Genomic DNA, 21,896 nt, shown 5'->3' with positions numbered 1-21,896 from the left:
AGAGAACAGGGTAAAAAATGGTATTAATGGATAAGCAAGCCGTAAATACGGATAATAAAAGCCTAAAATTATAAAGAATGTTAAAATTATTACCAGGATAAAATAATCATTTTTATCCCTCATCCGATAAAAAATTGCTGAAAGGAAAACCATAGGTGCGAAGCGGATTAAATAATATAAAAACTTTAAATGATGGACGCCTAATAAACTTCCGTGTCGTGAAAAAATTCCTTTTACCGAAATTACCTTGATAAAAATAATAAAATATGGCAATAGTAGTAAAATTGGAATGACAATTGTGAATAAATAAAAATATTTTGTCCTAATTTTAAAAATTGTAAAATTTATTATTAAATAAATCAAAAACAGGATTGGTCCCGTATATTTGGTATAACAGGCAAGTAAAGTAAATAATCCACATAATATAAAAGAAGATTTATTTTCGTCTTCGATAGTCCGATAAAAAAAATAAATGGCAGTCAAAAAGAAAAAAAGGAAGGTGGCATCACTCAAACCTGATTTAGAGAAGAAAAGAAAATATTCGGTTGAAATAAAAAGAAAAACTCCAATCAAACCAATCGTTTCATTATATATCTCTCTGGAAAAGATGAAAACGATATAAATAGAAAGACAGGAAAAAATAATTGATATAAGCGGTAGGATTTCCGCTTTATAACCAAATATTTTAAAGGCTAATGCAATAATAATCTGAAATAGGGGAGGGGTCTGAAAATTGAATGGCTTGCCTTCCATTCCCATACTTGCGAACCATTTTGCCTGTAAAGCAAAGACCCCTTCATCCCAGTCTATCAATGAAAGATTTTTTAAGTTAATTATATTAGCGGTAAAAAAAATTAAAATAACAATATAGACTATATATAGCTTTTTCACAATATTTTAAATAATTTTTGTTGTGCTAAATTTGTGTAATATTTAGCATTTTTTATTCTTCACGCCAGAATAGAATTCTCCCGCAATTAGGACAGGTGACTATTTCATTGCTCCTAACTAACATTTCAGTAGGCAATTGTTGAAAACATCCAAAACAAAAACCGTTTTTAACTTCGGCTATCGCAAGTGCGTAACGCTTTTTAATTCTTTCGTAACTATCTGCATATTCCTTTGGTATTTCCTTTAAAAGACTAGCCCTTTCTTTTTTTAAACTTAATAGCCCAACCTCTTCATCAATTTTAAACCCGATTTTTTTATCTGCCTCTTTATCGGCAATTAAGTTATCTAAATCAAAAAGTCTTTTGAGTATGCGCATTATATCTATTTCTTTTCCCATAATTACCTCTTTTTGGCAATCTTTTTTTCTATTTCATTTATTAAAGAAATAAATTCATCTGGTGTTTGAGGTTTATTTATCAGATTGTTTTTGGTCAATTCACGGGAAATCTGCACAATCTTACCAAGAGTTATAAGATATTGATTGCCCGGGTCCTGGGGTGGTGCAATGATTAAAAAAAACAATGATACCGGTTTTTTATCAATGGCATTAAAATTTATTGGCTTTATAGTTCTACCAATTGCAATCTCTAATTTGCTTACTGCAAGTGAACGACAATGAGGAATTGCTATTCCCTTTCCAATGCCGGTTGAACCCAACTCTTCTCTTTTTAATAAAGTTGAATAAATTAACTCGGCATCGGTTTTGCTTTTTATCATATACACCAAGTCTTTTAATACTTCCTCTTTTTTTGTTGATTTCATTTCCAGATTTATTCTATCTCTGGAAAGCAGACTCGCAAGATTCATTTAACCTCCTTGTAAACTAAATTTTGATTTACCAACTTGAAATACTTATTAAGTTTATTGACTTTCTTCCGCCTTAATGTCTCATTCAAATTTTGACATTTGACATTTGGCATTTGAAATTTCTCCATTACATCCTTTCTGGACAGGAACAGCCAATCAATTCCATTCCTGTTTTTATCGTTTCCGCCGTCTTTTTTATCAAAAACAATCTTGCCATTGTTAATGAGTGGTCATTACTTACCACCCGATGTTTCTGATAAAAATGGTGGAAAATCTTTGCCAAACCGATTAAATAATAAGTTATCATAAATGGCTCAAAATTTTTTACTGCATCTTCAACCGTTTCTTCAAACCTAAGTATATATTTCATCAGGTCTAATTCCTCTTTTTCGTTAAGCAAATCTAAGTCAATTTCATTTTTTAAATCAAAACCTTTTTCAAGGGCAAATTTTATGATGCTCATAATCCGGGCATATGCATATTGAACATAATAAACTGGATTTTCTTCTGATACATTTTTTGCCAGATCAAGGTCAAAATCAAGGTGTTGCGAACTGGAACGCATAAGAAAGAAGAACCTGCTGACATCAACGGGTATTTCATTAAGTAAATCCTCCAGAGAAATGAAAGTTCCAGCCCTTTTTGACATAGGGATATATTTACCATCCCTTTTTAATTTTACTTCCTGCACAATTATAATTTTAAGGATATTTTCTTTATAGTCAAGTGCCTTCAATCCTGCATATAGACTGCTGACCTGTCCAAGGTGGTCGGGTCCAAGTATCGTAATCAAAAGTTCATAATTTCTCTCAATTTTGTTTAAGTGATAGGCAATATCAGGGAGAAGATATGTGTATCTACCATCTTTCGTTATTATAACGCGGTCGCGCGGGTCATTAAAATTCGTTGTTTTTAAATAGGTTGCACCATCTTGCTCAAATAGCAAACCCTTATCTTTAAAGATATGTAAAACTCTTTCAACATATCCTTTATCTCGAACTTCAGATTCACGAATCCAGTTCTTAAAATTTACCCTGAAATTATTGAGCATTGTTTGATGTTGCACAAGGAAATAGTTAACTGCTTCTTTCTTTATTTTTTCTATGTCTGTGATCCCGGCATTAAGAAAATCTCGGGCTAATGGGATGAGATACTCGCCGTGATAGCCATCCTCGGGAATAGAAAATTCTTTTCCTGAAACTTGATTAATCCTTTGTTTTATACTTTCGGCAAGCAGGTCAATCTGTCTGCCACAATCATTTATATAATATTCGGCATCCGCATTATAACCAGCATAATTCATTAATCGGACAAGTGAATCACCGAATGCCGCTGCACGGCCATTGACAATATTTATAGGTCCGGTAGGATTGACACTAACAAATTCTACATTTACCCTTAAACCATTGCCGACATTACACCTTTCGGTCTTCTTGAATTTTTCTTTAATATAAAAAGGGTTTAAAACAAAGTTTATAAAACCTGGCGGATAAACAATAGTTTCGCTTATAAGTGGTGAATTTATTTTTTTAGATATCTCTTCAGCAATCTTCAAGGGAGAATTGCATTTTTTTCGGGCAATCCGCATTGCAAGATTCGTTGAATAATCACCTTTTTTGTCAGCAGGAACATAATCAACAATTATTGTTTCTTCGGGATAAATACTCTGGAGAATTTGCTTTATGTCGCTACGCACCATTTTAAATTTTTACTATGGGAGCATCGCCCCACAAACGTTCAAGACCATAAAACTCTCTTGCCTCCTTTGAAAATATATGAACAATTACATCGATGTAATCAAGCAGAATCCATCCCCCTCCTTCTAATCCTTCAATATGCTCTGGTTGTTCAAATTCGCTTAAATGTTCAGCTATTGTTTTATTATGAATATCTGATAAACCCGTAGCAATGACAAAAAAATCAGTAATTGGAGAAATGTCTCTCAAATCAAATATAATTATATCTTCGCCCTTTTTATCGCTTATAATCTGGGCAAGCTTTTTTGCCAGTCCAATCCCTGTTTTATCAGAATCGTTTTTCAACATCGGGAAATAATTTTTTATAATCTTCACCTATAATTATGGTAACATCAATATAAAGTGCCGGATCAACATCCTTGCCGATATTCTTACAACCGATCCTTCTGGCAAAATATTTTCCATTGCGCATATCTTCATCAGCCCTTTCAACGACTACAGTCTCTGGGTAGTTTTTTTCTGCATCACCAATTTTTACCACATTAAATCCTTTTTCTCTTAATATATCACTCACCTTGATTGCCAGACGATTAACACCACAACCATTAAGGACTTCTACCCTGAGATTACTATTCTTTTTAAAAACCTCTTCAGGGTCTTCTCTTGTGCGCATATAGATTACCGAAGCACCAAAAAGGAAGACCAATATAACCAAGATTATCAAACCAACTTTGCCCGGGTTCTTCATAACTTAATTTTCCTTTTTATGCCATCTTTAATCCAGACAAATGGGCCAACAATACTATTATCTTTAATTTCGGTTTTCCCCTCAATTATTGTGAAAGGCCTGATCTGAACAAAATTTCCAATTTTAACTGTCAAATCAATATTCGTTGTTGCCGGGTCTTCAATGTAAACCCCCCTGAGCATTAATTCGTTAAACCAAGTTCTTTTGATTATTTCTCTGACCCGGGAAAGTTCTGCTTTATTATTTATCCCCAGAATTTCTTCTTGATTGTTGATTTGAAATCCTATAACCTTCTTTTTCTTTTTTATAAAATATTGCACGATATCGGTTAAATAAAACTCCTTCTGCTTATTATCTGTTCTCACCTTAGATAGGGCATCATTTATGAGCCAACGATTACCAAAATAGATGCCGGTGTTTATCTCATTTATTCTTAGCTCTTTTTCATTGGCATCAACATGCTCAACTATCTTAATAAACTTTCCATACTTGTCACGAATAATCCTGCCGTAGCCAGTTGGATTATCAATCTTGCAGGTGAGCACAGATAGACCTGCATTCCTGCAGAAGTGGTTATTTATCATAGCAGCAACGGTTTCTTTTTTTAATAAAGGAACATCACCATAGAGTATCAGTATGTTCGGTTCAGTTGCTAAAACAATTCCTTTTTTGGCAGCATCGCCAGTCCCGAGCGGTATTTCCTGGACAGCATATTTTACTTTATTCCCAAGAACTTTTTTTATTTCATTTTTGTTTTTACCAGTAACAATGATAATCTCCTTGCAATTCAACCCGGAGGCAATATCAACAACATATTGAATCATTGGTTTACCCAAAATTTTATATAATATTTTGGGTGTACGGCTATACATTCTTTTACTTATGCCTGCAGCAAGAATAACGGTAGAAAAAGAGTAAGAATTGATTTGTAATGCCACGCCTAAATATATCCAAAATTTAAAGGATGTCAAGATATAACAGGGTTGATTTTAAAAAAAATTTTTATATAATATCAACAATGTCTTATTTTCTTCAGCAATTGATAAATGGTTTACAATTGGGTTTTGTTTATGCCCTTATCGCACTGGGATATACAATGGTCTATGGCATCGTCCGGTTGATTAACTTTGCCCACGGCGATGTCTTTATGGTTGGTGCCTATCTCGGCTTTTACGCCCTGGCATTATACCATTTGCCCTTTCCTCTCGCAATTCTTTTCGCAATGGCAGGTTGTGCAATACTCGGAATAAGTATAGAAAAATTAGCATACCGTCCATTAAGAAATGCACCTCGTATTTCAGCCCTGATCACTGCAATTGGCGTATCATTATTTTTGGAATATTTTTCAAGTTTAAAGTTTGTATTCGGTCCGAATTATCTCGCATATCCAAGGCCATTTGAGGTATGCACATATCAAATTGGTTCTGTATGTATATCTAACATTCAAATACTTGTATTTGGCGTATCAATCGTTTTATTGGTTTTCTTGCAATTTATTGTTCAAAAAACAAAGACCGGAATGGCTATGAGGGCGGTTTCCTATGACAAGGACACCGCAAAGTTAATGGGTATTAATGTTGACTATATTATATCAGTTACCTTTGGTATCGGTTCTGCACTTGCTGGTGCCGGTGGGGTGCTTTATGGTATCGCCTATCCACAGATACATCCATTTATGGGTATTATGCCGGGTCTAAAGGCATTCGTCGCTGCTGTGCTCGGTGGGATAGGCTCAATCCCCGGTGCTATGATTGGTGCACTGATTATGGGTGTGGTTGAAACATTGTGCTCAGCCTATATCTCCTCCACTATGCGTGATGCCTTTGCATTTTCAATTCTGATAATCGTTTTGCTGGTAAAACCTGCAGGTATATTGGGGAAAAAAGAGATTGAAAAGGTATGAACGCTGAATCAAAGAAACGAATATTTTCAAACAGGAAATTTTTCGCATTAGCAATCATTATTGCAATTTTCATAATAATAACCGCATCAATCTCACTCGGTCTTTTGAATCCATATTGGAATCAGATTATTCAATTTGCCTGTATCATTACTATTTCAGCGCTCGGATTAAATCTTATCTATGGTTATACAGGACAATTCTCTTTGGGACATGCAGCATTTTATGGCATTGGCGCATATTGTTCAGCACTGATTACAAAAACCTTTCATGGCTTGGGAGCTTTGTCTTTTATCATAGGACTTGTTACTGCAATAATACTTGTGGCAGTTATTGCCTTTTTGATTGGTTTACCAATACTCCGTCTGAAATCTGATTATCTTGGCATTGCAACACTTGGTTTTGGTATTATTGTGAAAGTATTATTTGACAATGCAGATGCAGTCATTCCGGCACTGGGGGGGTCGCGGGGTATGCTTGGCATACCAAAATTTACTATCTTTCCTCTTACTTATTTAATTTTTGTCATTTCAATCATTGTCATTAGAAACTTTGTTTTTTCTGATATTGGCAGGTCATGCATTTCAATCCGTGAAGATGATATTGCTGCTGATTGTGTTGGTGTGAATACCACAAAATATAAAACCATAGGATTTGTTTTTGGTTCAATTTTCGCCGGTATCGCAGGAGTTCTCTATGCCCATTTATACTCGTTTTTGCATCCATCAAATTTTGATTTTTTGAAATCTATCGATGTGCTATTAATTGTAGTCCTCGGTGGTCTGGGTAGTATTTCGGGTACAATCATTGCAGCCATTGTCTGGACCTTTCTCTTAGAAGGATTGAGGGTTGTTCTTCCACCCCAGATTCTTGATTGGCGGCTTGTTATCTATCCCCTTGTTTTAATTATAATAATGTTGATTAAGCCAATGGGTATTGGCAGTGGAATGGAATTTGGATTTATTAAACCCGAAGAAAGAAAGAGCTCAAAACAAAATGTGAAACAATTATGATAACTCATCCGATATTGAAAATCAAAGGTTTGACTAAATTTTTTGGCGGACTAAAAGCAGTTTCAGAACTTGATATTGAAATTAACAAAAATGACCTGTTCGGTCTTATTGGTCCTAACGGTGCTGGTAAGACCACTGTCTTCAATCTAATAACAGGTATTTACACTCCGGATGCAGGAGATATTATGTTTAAGGACAAGTTAATCAATGGTTTAAAACCGTATGAAATTGTTGACCTTGGTATCGCCCGAACATTCCAAAACATCAGATTATTCAATAATCTAACGGTCATTGATAATGTCAAAATAGCCTGTCATAAAGAAGTGAAATACGGATTGTTTTCAGCAATCATCAGGGACAGAAAATTCAGGGAGCAGGAAAGTTTAATAGAAGATAAGGCTTACGAAATGCTTTCAATATTTAATCTTGAAACTCGAGCAGGAGAACTGGCAAGAAATCTGCCTTATGGAGAGCAGAGGAAATTGGAGATAGTGCGCGCACTCGCAACAGATCCGGATTTGCTTTTACTCGATGAACCGGCAGCCGGTATGAATCCCCAGGAAACAATAAAACTTATGGATTTGATAAATTTCATCCATGATCGTTTCAATCTTACTATACTTCTTATAGAACATCAGATGAAAGTTGTTATGTCCATATGCCAGAGGGTGTGTGTAATGGATTTTGGAGAAAAGATTGCAGAGGGACCACCCAAGGAAATTCAGAATGAACCAAAAGTTATTGAAGCATATCTGGGAAGGGAATGAAATGGAACTGGAGCGGGGAAAACCAATTCTTGAGGTAAAAAACCTGAGTGTTTTTTATGGTGCAATACAGGCATTACAGAATATTTCATTTACGGTATGCCAGGGTGAGATAGTTGCTCTTATTGGTGCAAATGGTGCAGGAAAGAGCACAACTTTAAAGACGATTTCGGGTCTTTTAAGAGCGCGTTCAGGTGAAATATATTTTGATAATAAAAATATTACGAATCTGGCAGGGCATAAAATCGCTGAACTTGGCATAGCGCATGTCCCAGAAGGAAGAAAACCATTTGCCAATCTTTCGGTATATGAAAATTTAAGGATGGGTGCCTATTTGATTAAAGATAAGAAAACTATTCAGGAGACAACCGAAAGAGTCTTTAAATCTTTTCCAAGACTGAAGGAAAGACTCGCTCAATCAGCAGGCACATTGTCAGGTGGCGAGTTACAGATGCTGGCAATGGCAAGGGCATTGATGTCAAAACCGAAACTTCTAATTCTGGATGAACCTTCTATGGGTTTATCACCTATTCTTGTTAACGAAATTTTCAAAATAATAAAAGAAATCAATGAACAGGGAACAAGTATCCTTCTTGTAGAACAAAATGCCCATAAGGCATTATCTATTTGTAACTATGCATATGTTCTTGAAACAGGTAGAATCACTTTAGAGGGGAAAGGTAAGACCTTGCATGATAATCCTATTGTAAAAGAAGCCTATTTAGGTGCTTAGACAAATTAAATCTTTTAACCCATTGACTTTTGGCTAATTTTGTATATAATTATCAGGTTTTAAGCCATACCATAAAGAATTTTTGAATTTCTGATTCTGGTTGTAAAAGGGCATTTATTATTCTGATTTGCCCTTTATTGGGTTTTAAGATTTATAAAAAACCGCCATTAAAGCATTTTCTAAACGAAGGAGGTCTAAAATGAGAAGGGTTTTAATAATGGGTGCTGCTGGACGGGATTTTCATAATTTTAATACCTTTTTCAGGAATAACCGTGATTATAATGTTATTTGTTTTACAGCCACCCAGATACCGAATATTGAAGGACGGAAATATCCAGCAGAGCTCGCTGGGCCATATTATTCTACCGGCATACCAATTTATTCAGAAAAAGATTTGACAAAATTAATTAAAAAATTTGATATTGATGTGGTAGTTTTTTCATATTCAGATATTTCACACAATTATGTAATGCATAAGGCATCAGAAGTATTGGCTGCAGGTGCAGATTTCTGGTTGCTCGGTCCAAAGTCATCAATCTTAAAGTCCGTCCGAAAAGTTATCGCAATATGTGCAGCAAGAACTGGTGCTGGTAAAAGTCAGACAACGCGAAGGGTCTGTGATATATTGCATAAATACAAGGTAAAATTTTCGGTAGTAAGACACCCAATGCCTTATGGAGATTTGATAAAACAGGAGGTCCAGCGTTTTTCAAAAATGGAAGACCTTGATAAATATAATTGCACGATTGAGGAAAGAGAAGAATATGAACCACATATAAAAAGGGGTAATACGGTATTTGCAGGGGTTGATTACCATAAGATTTTAAAAGAGGCAGAAAAGATTTCTGATGTGATTGTGTGGGATGGAGGGAATAATGACTTACCATTTTATGAACCAGACCTTCATATAGTCGTGGTTGATCCTTTGAGATTAGGTAATGAATCAACATACCACCCAGGTGAAGCAAATGTAAGAATGGCAAATCTAATTGTAATTAATAAAGTTGATTCAGCATCAAAAGAAAATATTGAAAAATTGAAGAAAAACATAAAGAAGTTAAACAAAAATGCTAAGATAATTGAGGCATATTCTCCTATAAATGTAGATAAGCCCAACCTTATTAAAAATAAGCGAGTTTTAGTGATTGAAGATGGTCCAACCCTGACCCATGGTGAAATGAGTTTTGGTGCGGGCTTAATTGCGGCAAAACAATATGGGGCAAAAGAAGTCATTGATCCAAGAAAATTTGCCGTTGGTTCAATCAAAAAGGCTTATGAAAAATACCCTCATATTGGAAATCTAATACCGGCTCTTGGTTATTCAAAATTACAGATGGAAGAACTGAACAGGAGTATAAACAGGGCGGTGGCGGATGTTGTAATTATTGGAACCCCTGTTGATTTGCGTAAATTTTTAAAGATAAATAAGCCGGCAGTTAAAGTTAATTATGAATTAAAAGAAAAACAGGGCAATGTCCTTGAACAAATGATAAAAGATTTATTAAATGATTGAAAGGAGTAGAATGAAAAAATTGGTTTATAATTTTGGTGGCAAAAAGGCTGATGGTTCAGCCAAAGACAAAAATTTACTCGGTGGTAAGGGTGCAAACCTTGCTGAAATGACAAATCTTGGGATAAGGGTTCCACCTGGTTTTACAATAACTACCGAGGTCTGCAATTATTATTATAAAAATAAAAAAACCCTGCCCAGGACATTGAAAAAAGAAGTGGACAAGGCAATGAAAAGGATTGAAGCGATTATGGGCAGGAGATTTGGTGACCCTGATAATCCACTTCTAATTTCTGTGCGTTCAGGTGCGCGTGCATCAATGCCGGGAATGATGGAGACGGTATTGAACATAGGTTTGACCGAAAAGACTATACCAGGATTGATAAAACAGAGTGGGGGAAATGAAAGATTTGCCTATGACTCTTATCGTAGATTGATAATGATGTATTCGGATGTTGTGATGGAGAAGGCAGCGGGAATAGAACCAAAGGATGAGAATTCAGGTATAAGAAGACAACTTGAAGAGATAATGGACGAGATGAAAAAGAAAAAGGGATATAAGAGTGATACCGAACTAACAGCAGATGATTTAAAAGAACTGTGTAAATCATTCAAAAATAAAATCAAAGAAGTTTTAGGAAAAGATTTTCCTGATGACCACAATGAACAACTATGGGGTGGAATAAAGGCAGTATTTGCTTCCTGGAATGGAAAGAGGGCTGTTGCATACCGAAGAATTGAGGGGATCCCTGATGACTGGGGAACCGCCTGCAATGTGCAGGCAATGGTCTTTGGAAATATGGGTGAGGATTCTGCAACTGGGGTCGGATTTACAAGAAATCCAGGAAATGGTGATAACCAATTCTATGGAGAATATCTAATCAATGCCCAGGGAGAGGATGTTGTTGCCGGCATCAGGACTCCTGCACCAGTAAACGAATATTCAAAGAGCGAGCATAACAAAGACCTTGTCTCATTGGAAAAGGCAATGCCTGCGGTCTATAGAGAACTTTACCAATACCAGAGAAAACTTGAACGCCATTATCGTGATATGCTTGATATTGAATTCACAATTGAGAAAGGCGTATTATATATGTTACAATGCAGGGTTGGTAAGCGAAACGGACCAGCAGCGGTGAAGATAGCAATGGATATGTTAAAGGAAAGGTTGATTACAAAAGAAGAGGCGGTGATGAGGGTGACTCCTTCACAACTTGATGAATTACTCCATCCAATGGTTGACCCGAAGGCAGAGATGAATGCAAAGGTGCTTGCCAAGGGTTTGCCTGCCGGACCCGGTGGGGCAACCGGTCAGATTGTCTTTACCTCAAAAGATGCGGTGGAATGGACAAAACAAGGTAAGAAGGTAATTCTCGTCCGTGAAGAGACCAATCCTGAGGATGTTGATGGAATGCGTGCCGCACAGGCGATTCTCACTGCCCGTGGTGGTATGACCTCGCATGCAGCACTCGTTGCCCGTGGCTGGGGTAAATGCTGTATCGTTGGCTGTGGCGCGTTACAGATAGATTATGAAGAGAAAACCCTCAGGGTTGATAATAAAGTCTTCAAAGAAGGTGACTGGCTCACATTGAATGGAACGAAAGGCAATGTTTATGAAGGGCAATTGCCAATGCTCGCATCTGCAGAAGAAAATGTATTACTCCAGGAATTTTTAAAAGTCTGCGATTCAGTAAAAAGACTTGGAATAAGGGCAAATGCGGATACACCCGCGGATGCCCAGAGGGCGAGAAATTTTGGGGCAAAGGGTATTGGACTAATGCGCACCGAACATATGTTTTATGGTAAAGGCTCTGATGAACCCCTGTTTTTATTGAGAAAGATGATCGTATCAAAGACTGAAGAAGAGAGGCGTAAGGCACTTGATGAACTATTCCCGTATGTTAAAAAAGATGTCAAAGGTGTGCTTGAGGCGATGGATGGTTATCCAGTAGTAATAAGGCTCCTTGACCCACCGCTCCATGAGTTTGTGCCGAATGAACCAGAAAAGAGACAGAAACTGGCTGAAGAATTGAAAATAACGATTGATGAATTAAATGAGCGGGCAGACAGTCTCCATGAATCAAATCCAATGATGGGACATCGTGGAGTCCGTCTTGGTATTACATATCCAGAAGTAAGCGAAATGCAGGTCCGTGCAATATTTGAGGCGGCTGCAGAATTGATAAAAGAAGGCAAAAATCCTTATCCCGAGATAATGGTTCCAGTTGTCTGTGATGTCAACGAATTAAAAGACCAGGTTGTAATAGTAGAGCGTGTATACAAAGAAGTTCTGCAGAAATTCGGTTTAAAGAAAATAAAGCATATGTATGGCACAATGATTGAGATACCGCGTGCCTGCCTTGTCGCAAATGAGATTGCCGAGATTGCCCAATTTTTCTCTTATGGAACGAATGACTTAACCCAGATGGGATTTGGATTTTCAAGGGATGACATTGGTGGATTTTTACCTGATTATTTAAAGAAAAAGATTCTACCCGGTGACCCATTCCAGTCCATTGATATAAAGGCGATTGGTGAGTTGATAAAAATCGGTATCGAGCGTGGGAGAAAAACAAGACCTGAACTTGAAGTTGGTATCTGTGGTGAGCATGGGGGAGACCCGAGATCAATTTATTTCTGCCACCAGGTTGGTATGGATTATGTCTCCTGTTCTCCATTCCGGGTGCCAATTGCCCGTCTTTCTGCAGCCCAAGCAAATGTAATGTTTAAAGCGCAGAAAACGAAAAAAACCAGAAAAAGAAAATAAACTATCACTGTTAATTTTATACAATCCCCCTCTTTCCCCCTTTGAAAAAGGGCGATTAAGGGGGATTTTTTCAACACACGGAAATTACTATGCAGGGCGAGACGCCCTTCGGCTGATGAAAATAAATCAATTATCTCTTTACCGTTTATTTGTTTCTTAAGAAATAGAAAAATGTGCAGAATGTGGAAATTTTACCCCCATTTCACAGTAGGGCTTAAAATCCGAGGTTTTCGTTAACGAGAAGGACCGTGATATTTGTCTGCCAGGGTCTGAATTGAATAATTGATATTACTCTACAAATTCTGCCTTTCACATTGCAGTCAATACAAATACCCGTATTGACACAGGGTGTCTTTGCACTCACCCTTTTTGCATTCATAACTGCGGCGATCTCTTTGCTTCTTTTTATGCCATCGTGGATTGAAGGTACGATTTTGTTATATCCAGCAATAATATAAACATTATCCGGACCATAGATCATTGCGGCAATGCGATTTCCAATCCCATCAATATTTATAATATCTCCATTCTTTGTAATTGCATTCGCACTTGTTAAATAGTAATCGGCAAGCATTTCTTTCTTCCTTACTTCTTTATCAGTCTCTTCAGTCAATCCCTTTTGCCAGTGGTGAATGACTTTATTTCCTCGCTGCTCTAATCTTTCAATAATTCCGAGTTCCCTTATCGTCATTGAACCGCCAATACCAATGCTTGCATCTGTGGGAATTGATTTCAAAATATATTCATTCATATTCTCTATTGATGGAAAATATTCTGCGTTAAAATCCCTTTTTTTGAGTGCGTCAACCACCCTCAATAATAATTTTTCCTGATGCCATTTCTTCACTTCGTCCATATTGGATTATATACAAATCTGGCTGTGGTGTCAATAAGTCGTAGTTAATTTTCAATCCCCTTCTTTCTCCTTTCTCAATTCCCCCTTTTTCAAAGGGGGATATAGGGGGATTTTCGGCGACATTCTGAATTGCGACAGTTAAAATATGTAGTGGCAGAGTTTACTCTGCAATAATCTGCATCAGATCCTGTAGTGGCAGAGTTTACTCTGCTAAAGGCGAGCAAGCTCGCCCACTACAAAAAAATTGTTTATTGTAGTGGCAGACCTGGGTCTGCAATAAAAACTGTAGTGGCAGAGTTTACTCTGCAATAATTTGCATCAGATCCTGTAGTGGTAGAGTTTACTCTGCTAAAGGCGAGCAAGCTCGCCCACTACAAAAAAATTGTTTGTTGTAGTGGCAGACCTTGGTCTGCAAATATTTAAAAGCCAAGTAAACTCGGCAACTCCATTGATAATCAATAGCCAGTTTAAGAACTGAAAACAATTTGAACAAATTTAGAAAGACTCAGAAAAAGAACCTGATTGACATAGCCCCCAAATTGGATATAATACCCAATGGAACTTTCAGTCAATATTGACCATATTGCGACACTTCGTGAAGCAAGAAAAGAAAAATTTCCAGACCCGGTATTCGCGGCGGTAGAAGCAGAACTTGGTGGTGCAGATGGTATAACCGTTCATTTAAGGGGTGATAGAAGGCATATAAAAGAAAGGGATTTAAGATTGCTCAGGGAAGTCGTAAAGACTGAATTAAACCTGGAGATGGCTGTCACCGATGAAATGCTCCAGATTGCTACCTCAATAAAGCCCGACCGCATTACACTCGTCCCGGAATCACCAGGTGAAGTCACAACCCAGGGCGGGCTCAATCTGATAAATTTCCAAGGCGACCTTAGCGGATTTATGCAAAGATTGAAGGATGCAGGAATTAGGGTTGGTCTTTTTATTGACCCGGATTTAAACCAGATTAATGAGGCACTAAGGGTCAAGGCAGAATACATTGAGATAAATACAAATGAATATTCAAAAAATCCCAAAAATATAATGGAAGTAGAAAAGGTAAGAAATATGGCAAAAAAGGCATTTGAATACGGGCTTGAGGTTCATGCGGGTCACGGGATTGATTACAAAAATATCAACCAACTGTTAAAAATAAAAGAAATAACAAGTTATTCAATTGGTTTTGCAATCGTTGCCCGCGCGGTCTTTGTCGGTTTGCGTCAGGCAACTGAAGAAATGGTGAATATTATAAAAGGAGCAAAATGAGAAATATTGGTCTTAGAATGGCGATAGTTATAATCCTTTTAGCTGCAGGATTATACACGCTCTATCCAACGCTTAGGCTTTATACTGCGAAAGAATTATCAAAAGAAGAAGAAAATAGTTTAATGAAAAGGGCAATCCATCTCGGACTTGATTTAAAAGGTGGAATGCACCTCGTGCTTGAGGTTGATACCACTGGATTGAAAGAAAAGCCAGCAGATCTAAGGGATAGAGCGCTGGAAATTGTAAAAAATCGTATTGATGAATTTGGGGTTTTTGAACCAACAATAGAAAAGCAGGGGAGTTCAAGGATTCTTGTTCAGCTACCCGGGGTAGATAGAGAAAGGGCATTGAATATAATCCGAAAAGTTGCGCATCTTGAATTCAAACTTGTGAGTGATAAAACCCAGGATGTTCTAAAAAGTATTGATAAATATCTTTCAAAAGGCGATACAATGGGGTTTGAAGAACCGTTCAGTTCATATCTATTTGGTGTTGAAGGCGATTTAGGTTTTGATGTTCGGGATGAAGATTCATTAAAGATACTTATTGCCCAGGCACAAGAGATAATACCTAAAGAACTTCAATTCTATTTTGGTCCCAAGGAAACATATCAGGGAAAGGAAGTGAAGAGGCTGTATCTGCTTAAAAAAGAACCTGAATTAAGTGGTGAGACCATTCGTGATGCACAGCATAGGCCATATCAGGGTAGCGAACTCCAGTACACTGGTGCCTGGATGGTTGAGATTGAATTCAAAAGAGAGGCAGCGAGATTATTTGCATCAATCACTGGTAAAAATGTGGGGAAAAGGCTTGCGATTGTCCTTGATGATGTAGTTCAATCAGCCCCTTATATTAGAGAAAGAATTCCTCAGGGTAAAGCAGTGATTACAGGAAATTTTAAGGCTGAAGAGGCGAGAGACCTTGCAATAATATTGAGGGCTGGAGCATTACCTGCACCATTAAAAATAGCCGAAGAGCGTTCAGTAGGTCCTTCGCTCGGAAAGGATTCAATCACCAAGGGGATAAGGGCATCGCTCATTGGTTCTCTCTTTGTTGTTATTTTTATGCTTGTTTATTATTCCCTAACTGGTTTGGTTGCAAATTTTGCACTTGTGTTAAATGTCATATTGCTTGTTGGCGCTCTCTCTGCATTTGGTGGGACTTTAACAATGCCTGGTATTGCCGGCATTGCTTTGACGATTGCTATGTCGGTTGATGCAAATATTCTAATTTTTGAAAGGATAAGAGAAGAACTCCGACTTGGAAAAACAGTAAGGACTGCAATCTCCCAGGGATTTTCCCGTGCCTGGCTTGCAATATTTGATTCAAATGTAACTACAATCATCACCGGGATTGTCCTTTATATCTTTGGCACAGGTCCGATAAGGGGTTTTGCCCTTACACTAATTATCGGTTTGATTGCCAACCTGATCTGTGCAGTCTTTGTAACAAAGACTGTCCTTGATTACTTTACACATAGATTTGAAGTAACAAAGTTGAGGATATAATTATGGAACTGATAAAAAACCCAAATCTACCATTTATGTCCTGGAGAAAGTATGGATTTATTTTCTCCAGCATTCTTGTTATAATTTCGCTATTGTTAATATTTTTAAAAGGTCCGAAACTCGGTGTTGACTTCGCCGGTGGCGCACTCGTATGGGTAAAATTTGAAAAACACCTGGAAGTAAGTGATATCAGAAACTCGCTTACGAAGATCGGGCAGGAACAGGCATCTATTCAAAAACTTGCAGGAACAAATGAATTTGTTATCCGTTCGGTCACCAAGGTTGATCCGGATAAATTCGCCAACGATGTGATTGCCCAATTACAGAAGGACTTTGCTGATAATCCTTTAGATTTAAGGGCAAAAGAAACAGTTGAGCCAAAAATAAGTGCTGAATTAACAAGAAATACAACCATTGGAGTTCTTGTTGCCTTATTCTTAATGGGCATATACATCTGGTTCAGATTTGATTTTCGCTTTGGTGTAGTATCGGTACTTGCTCTCTTCCATAATATTCTAATAGTCATTGGTGCCCTTATTCTTACGGGCAGGGAATTCACGATTGTAATTGTGGGTGCGTTACTTACCATAGTTGGTTATTCTATCAATGACACAATCGTTTTATCGGACCGTGTCCGTGAAAATCGTAAAAAATTGCGGGGCATACCTTTTGTAGATTTGATAAATGCGAGTATAAATGAAACCTTTTCGCGGACAATCTTAACTGGTTCATTCGTTATCGTCACGCTCTTCTGTTTATTATTTCTTGGTGGCCCTGTCATAGCTGACTTTGCATTCACTTTAATCCTCGGTTTGATATTTGGAACTTATGCATCAACATTCGTTGTCTGTGCCCTGGCAACTGAGTGGGAAACGCGATCGCCTCAAAAAAGAAAATAAGTTTAGCTGAATAAAATTTATCATTAAAGCATTCGCAGAGTGATTGAGTTACTTAAAACTGGATGATTAAAATTTTAAAGATTGGTTTCATCACCGGATTGGGAACCGGTCATATACCAATTGCTCCAGCAACATTTGGGTGTGTATTAAGTGTCATAATCTGGTATCTTCTGGTTGATTTTCCATTGATTTATTGGGCAGTATTTATAAATTTATTTGTATGGGGTCTGGTAATCAGTCAGGAGTTTGTCAAAGAATGGGGTAGAGACCCAAGGAAGATAGTCGTAGATGAATATGCTACACTCCTATTACCATTATATTTTGTTCCCAAAAGAATTCTGCCACTTGTGGTTGCATTTGTTCTATTCAGGATTTTTGATGTGATAAAACCACCGCCATTAAGACAACTGGAAAGACTTCCTGGCGCCTGGGGCATTATGCTGGATGACCTCGGTGCAGCAATCTATACAACATTAATAATCATTATCTTAAAATTCGTTTATCCACAATTATAACTGCCCTCCTCCGTTTTTCATCAGTCCTCACCTCGGAGCCGCAAGCTTCAGCCTGCGTATGATTTTTATATAAAATAATCGCAGGACAAACCTTCAGAGCATGTGTCATAACCACTGTAGCGGTCGCATTTATGGATCAAAAGAATTAAAAAGGGATGAAATTTGATAATGTTTGATAAACTTGCCCTGATGCAAATCACGGGTCAAACCGCTACAAATTAGTGACATTTTAAATTGCGGCACACCTACTTACGGGTTTGTGCTGTAAATTGTCGAGCAAGCTCGACCACTACGGGGTAAAATGATTATCTGTAGTGGCAGAGTTTACTCTGCAATAATCTGCATCAGATCCTGTAGTGGCAGAGTTTACTCTGCTAAAGGCGAGCAAGCTCGCCCACTATAAAAAAATTGTTTATTGTAGTTGCAGACCTTGGTCTGCAATAAAAACTGTAGTGGCAGAGTTTACTCTGCAATAATCTGCATCAGATCCTGTAGTGGCAGACACTGGTCTGCAAATATTTAAAAGCCGAGTAAACCCATCACCTATATCCTCGTGTTATTTTCATATTTCCCAATTGGCTGTTTAAAAGATAAAAATAATTTGAATAAAACTGGAGATGACTCAGACACTTTACATATTGACTTAATGGTTTGTTTGAATATAACATCATAGTAGAAGAAATTTTGAGAATTTTAGTTTTGACATCAGCGATGAATTTTGTATAATTGGTTGTATTAAGTTTGTAGATGGGGTATGAGATGATGAAAGGAATTTTTAGCTGCAGACGGATTAGAGCGGAGGCGAACAGAGGCAGTATCGCTTTGCTTGCAGTATCGTCCCTTTGGGACTTGCAGGAATTGCAGTATCGTTTGCTTGCAGGAAGTGCATCCGCCCAGATTTTTTCAGTGCCCTCAGTGTTTTTTGTGTTATTCCGTGTTTCAGTGTTATTTCTTCAGTGTTTCAGTGTTAAAAAAGGAGGTATAAATGCTTAGCAAGAAAAACAGCAAAATAGCAATGATGTTTATCATCCTTCTGGCGATAGGGTTTATTTTCGCTGGAGGAAGAAGCAATAAGGACGCACTAACAAGCGATAGTTTAAAAACTATCCATGAATTGAAATCAGAGATGTTATTAAGCCAGCCGCTGATGCCTACATCTAAAGAAGAAAAAGAACGGCTTGAGCAAAGACAAAAAGAAATAAATGAAAAAAGTGAGAAGGCCCGTAATGAAGCCCTTAAGCTTATTCAACTTGGTCAGGAAGGACTTATTGAGTTTAAAAAGGACAAAGAGAAATACATATACACCGCTGGAAGTAGTGGTTATGATTTTATTGCGGTTCTTGGTGAATCAAAGGAACCAGTGGCAAAAGAGATGCTAATAGAAATAGCGATAGATACGACACTATGGGATATGGTGCGAAGCCATGCAATGCGTGCGTTAGGAAAAAAGGCATTGTCATACAGTGAGTTATTAAAAGTGATAGGAACTGTTGGATTATCCTCCAAGGAAGCGAAATCCGAGACACAGAGAGGAATTCTGATTAACAGTCATTTTGATTTAATTAGGACACAAGTTAAAAGAGTGAAAGACCGTAAAGTCTTAACATACGTTCTTAATTCGTTGCGTAAACTTGTAAATAATATTGATTTTAGTCAGGTAGATATAGTAATCGACATTGTGACCGCATATCCGATGATTTCAGAGACAGAAAAGACGAAGATAATTCTACAAATAGATAGTCTGTGTCTTGCATGCGGCTGGCGTGGCTTAAGGGAGAAATATGCAGAGGGTATGATACCACATATACCGCTGTTTGGTGCATTTAAATTCAGATTGAAACCCGATGCTTTGCCCTATTTAAAATCTTTTAAAACCGATGATAAAGAATTGCAGGATATCATTTATCTTGCACGCTGTTACCTTGGTGATACGAGTGTAATAGATACAATTATTTCATTAGCTTTGAATTCGAAAAATAAACTTATCAGATACCATGCAATCAACGATGTATTGAGCAGGAATAATACTTTTAACTCATCTCTCATTCCAGTATTTGAACAAGCATTGTCTGATTCTTATGGAGAGGTAAGGATAAGTGCGGCTAACACACTGAGGCGAAATGGCATTAAGGTCAAACCTTTAGGAAACGAGTTGGACAGGTATTACATTGAAAAGGAGGAGAAATGAAGAGGTTTGTTTTGACTATGGGGGCTTTCTTTTTAATATTCTATGCCGGGGAAATCAAAGAGGCGCATATTCCAGTAGTCTATTATTTTAACCCGGCCGGATATGAAAATGGCCACGAGCAATATGGTGTGCCAATACCAAATTGGTATTATTATTGGGACCAAACACCTGCGAGTATTGGTAATCATAGATTTCATCCGAATTTACCTTATGATGGTGGATATATCTTTGGGGCAAATTTTGTATTAGTAGGACCATCCGCAGCATTACCGGATAATGATTTTCCGGTAGAAGTGAGAGCAGGACAAGACAGTATGACTACGGTATATGCGATTGACAACTTTGGTTCTACTTTATTGCATGAGAATGCCCATAAAGATTACTATTTTCAATATTGGTTCCCAGTAGGTGGTTATAAGCCTGAGTTAGATATTGATAGAGATAGCTTAAGAGATGATACTGAACCCGGGTTGGGTTTTGATCCAAATCTCAAAGACACAGATGGAGATGGATATCCTGATTTTGAGGAATATGCACGGAGACACGAGTCTACCTGGGCGGTTGGATCGCTAAAAAATTTAGATTGGTCTTTTGAGGGCACTAACTGGCCATGCACCTGGGATAAATATCGCTGGCCTATTATTCCTTGGGAGTTTGATATAGTTAAGCCATATCATTTGAAGCCTGAAGATAGAGATGAAAACTTACCACCAATTCAGGTTCTTACGCTTACCCGGGTTCCGGTTAAGGATAACAAAATTTATTGGCGAACAGAGGTAGGGAGTTTTACATATCAAACAGAGACCGCACCCTGGCAAGAAGGCGTTATCACCGTCAATAACCCATTTCCACTTTGGAATCTTGATTTTGGCGAAAACTGGGTAATCGCAAAAGCCGAATTTGAACTTCCACCCCAGGTTATCTCCACCGACCCGGCGGATAAAGAGAAGGATAATGATATTTACAAACATACAGAAAAGAAAAAGGGATTGGAGCCACTTAATTTTCAGGTTATTTTTAATAAGGCGATGGATACGGTTTCGGTGCGGGAGGCGATGGAGGTGAAAAACAAAGATAGAGATAGTGATGTTGAAATAAAGGAGATAACCTGGGATAACGATATGAAGACAATGGAGGTGCGGTGCTATGACCCGGTTGGTAAGTATGAATTGTGAATCGGAAAAACGAAATTACCTTAATCTCTATTGTAAAAGCGATGTGCAATGGAAATTGAAATATTTATCCGGTGTTCTTTTTACTATGAATTTTGTCTCGGTCCGAGGTATGGTAAATTCGTTATTCGCTAAGAGTTAAAGGATTTTTTTAATATTTCAAAAACCCTTTCTATTTCGTTTTCCGTGTTATAAAAATGGGGAGAAAAGCGCAAACAATTATTACGCAATGAGATAATTATCTTGTTCTTGTTCAGGTATTCATATACTTTTCTGGGATTTTCTGGCTTTATCGTGATGATACCTGATTGTGGTCCTTTTTCAGGCGTAATCACAGGAATTTTTAGTTTCTTAAATCCCTTCCTCAATGTCATTTTTAATCCTAAAACTCTATTTTCTACATCTCTTAAACCGAACTCAAGCAAGAGCTTTATATGTTCAGTCAATCCGCTCAATCCAATTATGTTCCTTGTGCCCATTTCAAACATCCGCGCATCGTTGAAGAGTGGGGGAGCGGTCTCAAAATTTTCAAAACTCTTCCAGTCCACACCGAGCCAACCGGTATGAAGCCTTTTTAAAATTTTGAAATTTCTTTTATTTAC

At 37.5% G+C, this 21,896-nt stretch carries 21 protein-coding genes; 13 read left to right on the top strand and 8 right to left on the bottom strand.

Annotated elements, in window-relative coordinates; translation table 11 throughout:
- The first annotated feature begins 472 nt into the window (after positions 1-472).
- A complete protein-coding gene (locus tag ABIL69_10095) occupies positions 473-622 on the top strand; it encodes a hypothetical protein (protein ID MEO0124336.1) in 150 nt (49 codons plus the stop codon).
- Between the two features lie 321 nt (positions 623-943).
- Here ABIL69_10095 and ABIL69_10090 read toward each other — a convergent pair whose 3' ends face one another.
- The 6 genes from ABIL69_10090 to ABIL69_10065 form a co-directional block, all read right to left on the bottom strand.
- Entirely contained in the window at positions 944-1,288 is a 345-nt protein-coding gene (locus tag ABIL69_10090) for a hypothetical protein (GenBank protein MEO0124335.1), read from the bottom strand.
- 2 nt (positions 1,289-1,290) lie between these two features.
- Positions 1,291-1,758 carry a PTS sugar transporter subunit IIA gene (locus tag ABIL69_10085; GenBank protein MEO0124334.1) on the bottom strand — a complete coding sequence of 156 codons (468 nt, stop codon included), beginning with the start codon at positions 1,756-1,758 and terminating at the stop codon, positions 1,291-1,293.
- Between the two features lie 127 nt (positions 1,759-1,885).
- Entirely contained in the window at positions 1,886-3,457 is a 1,572-nt protein-coding gene (argS, locus tag ABIL69_10080) for an arginine--tRNA ligase (GenBank protein ID MEO0124333.1), read from the bottom strand.
- Between the two features lies 1 nt (position 3,458).
- Positions 3,459-3,830 carry a ribosome silencing factor gene (gene rsfS, locus ABIL69_10075; GenBank protein MEO0124332.1) on the bottom strand — a complete coding sequence of 124 codons (372 nt, stop codon included), beginning with the start codon at positions 3,828-3,830 and terminating at the stop codon, positions 3,459-3,461.
- Positions 3,784-4,203, bottom strand: coding sequence for a LytR C-terminal domain-containing protein (locus ABIL69_10070; protein MEO0124331.1), 420 nt, complete (start codon positions 4,201-4,203; stop codon positions 3,784-3,786). The genes rsfS and ABIL69_10070 overlap by 47 nt, the downstream gene beginning before the upstream one ends.
- Positions 4,200-5,141: an NTP transferase domain-containing protein gene (locus ABIL69_10065; GenBank protein MEO0124330.1), complete on the bottom strand. Its 942-nt coding sequence runs from the start codon at positions 5,139-5,141 to the stop codon at positions 4,200-4,202. Before ABIL69_10065 ends, ABIL69_10070 begins: the two co-directional genes overlap by 4 nt.
- Before the next feature lie 80 nt (positions 5,142-5,221).
- Between ABIL69_10065 and ABIL69_10060 the strand changes: the two genes are divergently transcribed.
- From ABIL69_10060 to ppdK, 6 genes are all read left to right on the top strand, one after another.
- The gene (locus tag ABIL69_10060) at positions 5,222-6,106 is read left to right on the top strand and encodes a branched-chain amino acid ABC transporter permease (GenBank protein ID MEO0124329.1); all 885 of its coding nucleotides are present in this window, start codon (positions 5,222-5,224) and stop codon (positions 6,104-6,106) included.
- Positions 6,103-7,116 carry a branched-chain amino acid ABC transporter permease gene (locus ABIL69_10055; protein ID MEO0124328.1) on the top strand — a complete coding sequence of 338 codons (1,014 nt, stop codon included), beginning with the start codon at positions 6,103-6,105 and terminating at the stop codon, positions 7,114-7,116. The genes ABIL69_10060 and ABIL69_10055 overlap by 4 nt, the downstream gene beginning before the upstream one ends.
- Entirely contained in the window at positions 7,113-7,883 is a 771-nt protein-coding gene (locus ABIL69_10050; protein MEO0124327.1) for an ABC transporter ATP-binding protein, read from the top strand. The genes ABIL69_10055 and ABIL69_10050 overlap by 4 nt, the downstream gene beginning before the upstream one ends.
- 1 nt (position 7,884) lies before the next feature.
- The gene (locus tag ABIL69_10045) at positions 7,885-8,613 is read left to right on the top strand and encodes an ABC transporter ATP-binding protein (GenBank protein MEO0124326.1); all 729 of its coding nucleotides are present in this window, start codon (positions 7,885-7,887) and stop codon (positions 8,611-8,613) included.
- Between the two features lie 199 nt (positions 8,614-8,812).
- A complete protein-coding gene (locus tag ABIL69_10040; GenBank protein MEO0124325.1) occupies positions 8,813-10,126 on the top strand; it encodes a cyclic 2,3-diphosphoglycerate synthase in 1,314 nt (437 codons plus the stop codon).
- Between the two features lie 10 nt (positions 10,127-10,136).
- Positions 10,137-12,890 (top strand): pyruvate, phosphate dikinase, encoded by a 2,754-nt coding sequence (gene ppdK / locus ABIL69_10035; GenBank protein ID MEO0124324.1) that lies wholly within the window; start codon positions 10,137-10,139, stop codon positions 12,888-12,890.
- A gap of 214 nt (positions 12,891-13,104) precedes the next feature.
- Here the strand turns inward: ppdK and ABIL69_10030 are convergent, their stop codons facing one another.
- Positions 13,105-13,746, bottom strand: coding sequence for a lactate utilization protein (locus ABIL69_10030; GenBank protein ID MEO0124323.1), 642 nt, complete (start codon positions 13,744-13,746; stop codon positions 13,105-13,107).
- A 555-nt stretch (positions 13,747-14,301) separates the two neighbouring features.
- Here ABIL69_10030 and ABIL69_10025 point away from each other — a divergent pair.
- The 6 genes from ABIL69_10025 to ABIL69_10000 all read left to right on the top strand — a co-directional run bounded on the left by ABIL69_10025 (position 14,302) and on the right by ABIL69_10000 (position 21,297).
- Positions 14,302-15,012, top strand: a complete 711-nt coding sequence (locus ABIL69_10025) for a pyridoxine 5'-phosphate synthase (GenBank protein MEO0124322.1) — start codon at positions 14,302-14,304, stop codon at positions 15,010-15,012.
- Entirely contained in the window at positions 15,009-16,520 is a 1,512-nt protein-coding gene (gene secD / locus ABIL69_10020; GenBank protein MEO0124321.1) for a protein translocase subunit SecD, read from the top strand. Before ABIL69_10025 ends, secD begins: the two co-directional genes overlap by 4 nt.
- Positions 16,521-16,522: 2 nt before the next feature.
- Complete coding sequence (gene secF, locus ABIL69_10015; GenBank protein MEO0124320.1) at positions 16,523-17,419, top strand: protein translocase subunit SecF; 897 nt, start codon at positions 16,523-16,525, stop codon at positions 17,417-17,419.
- A gap of 62 nt (positions 17,420-17,481) precedes the next feature.
- Positions 17,482-17,934 carry a phosphatidylglycerophosphatase A gene (locus ABIL69_10010; protein ID MEO0124319.1) on the top strand — a complete coding sequence of 151 codons (453 nt, stop codon included), beginning with the start codon at positions 17,482-17,484 and terminating at the stop codon, positions 17,932-17,934.
- Positions 17,935-18,919: 985 nt separating this feature from the next.
- Positions 18,920-20,122: a hypothetical protein gene (locus ABIL69_10005; protein ID MEO0124318.1), complete on the top strand. Its 1,203-nt coding sequence runs from the start codon at positions 18,920-18,922 to the stop codon at positions 20,120-20,122.
- Positions 20,119-21,297 (top strand): hypothetical protein, encoded by a 1,179-nt coding sequence (locus tag ABIL69_10000; GenBank protein ID MEO0124317.1) that lies wholly within the window; start codon positions 20,119-20,121, stop codon positions 21,295-21,297. The genes ABIL69_10005 and ABIL69_10000 overlap by 4 nt, the downstream gene beginning before the upstream one ends.
- A 128-nt stretch (positions 21,298-21,425) precedes the next feature.
- Here ABIL69_10000 and ABIL69_09995 read toward each other — a convergent pair.
- Positions 21,426-21,896 (bottom strand): aminotransferase class V-fold PLP-dependent enzyme (locus ABIL69_09995; GenBank protein ID MEO0124316.1); only part of this gene is annotated, 471 nt, incomplete at its 5' end.

The sequence above is a fragment of the candidate division WOR-3 bacterium genome (genome assembly GCA_039802005.1).
Lineage (GTDB): Bacteria > Hydrothermota > Tepidihabitantia > SM23-42 > JAOAFX01 > JAOAFX01.
This window is presented reverse-complemented; position numbering and strand designations above follow the sequence as displayed.

Coding starts and splice junctions, on each gene's coding strand:
- ABIL69_10045 (MEO0124326.1), top strand. CDS start 7,885: ATGGAACTGGAGCGGGGAAAACCAATTCTTGAGGTAAAAAACCTGAGT.
- ABIL69_10090 (MEO0124335.1), bottom strand. CDS start 1,288: ATGGGAAAAGAAATAGATATAATGCGCATACTCAAAAGACTTTTTGAT.
- secD (MEO0124321.1), top strand. CDS start 15,009: ATGAGAAATATTGGTCTTAGAATGGCGATAGTTATAATCCTTTTAGCT.
- ABIL69_10030 (MEO0124323.1), bottom strand. CDS start 13,746: ATGGACGAAGTGAAGAAATGGCATCAGGAAAAATTATTATTGAGGGTG.
- ABIL69_10010 (MEO0124319.1), top strand. CDS start 17,482: ATGATTAAAATTTTAAAGATTGGTTTCATCACCGGATTGGGAACCGGT.
- ppdK (MEO0124324.1), top strand. CDS start 10,137: ATGAAAAAATTGGTTTATAATTTTGGTGGCAAAAAGGCTGATGGTTCA.
- ABIL69_10095 (MEO0124336.1), top strand. CDS start 473: ATGGCAGTCAAAAAGAAAAAAAGGAAGGTGGCATCACTCAAACCTGAT.
- ABIL69_10070 (MEO0124331.1), bottom strand. CDS start 4,203: ATGAAGAACCCGGGCAAAGTTGGTTTGATAATCTTGGTTATATTGGTC.
- ABIL69_10040 (MEO0124325.1), top strand. CDS start 8,813: ATGAGAAGGGTTTTAATAATGGGTGCTGCTGGACGGGATTTTCATAAT.
- ABIL69_10005 (MEO0124318.1), top strand. CDS start 18,920: ATGCTTAGCAAGAAAAACAGCAAAATAGCAATGATGTTTATCATCCTT.
- ABIL69_10055 (MEO0124328.1), top strand. CDS start 6,103: ATGAACGCTGAATCAAAGAAACGAATATTTTCAAACAGGAAATTTTTC.
- secF (MEO0124320.1), top strand. CDS start 16,523: ATGGAACTGATAAAAAACCCAAATCTACCATTTATGTCCTGGAGAAAG.
- ABIL69_10025 (MEO0124322.1), top strand. CDS start 14,302: ATGGAACTTTCAGTCAATATTGACCATATTGCGACACTTCGTGAAGCA.
- ABIL69_10085 (MEO0124334.1), bottom strand. CDS start 1,758: ATGAATCTTGCGAGTCTGCTTTCCAGAGATAGAATAAATCTGGAAATG.
- ABIL69_10050 (MEO0124327.1), top strand. CDS start 7,113: ATGATAACTCATCCGATATTGAAAATCAAAGGTTTGACTAAATTTTTT.
- ABIL69_10000 (MEO0124317.1), top strand. CDS start 20,119: ATGAAGAGGTTTGTTTTGACTATGGGGGCTTTCTTTTTAATATTCTAT.
- argS (MEO0124333.1), bottom strand. CDS start 3,457: ATGGTGCGTAGCGACATAAAGCAAATTCTCCAGAGTATTTATCCCGAA.
- ABIL69_10060 (MEO0124329.1), top strand. CDS start 5,222: ATGTCTTATTTTCTTCAGCAATTGATAAATGGTTTACAATTGGGTTTT.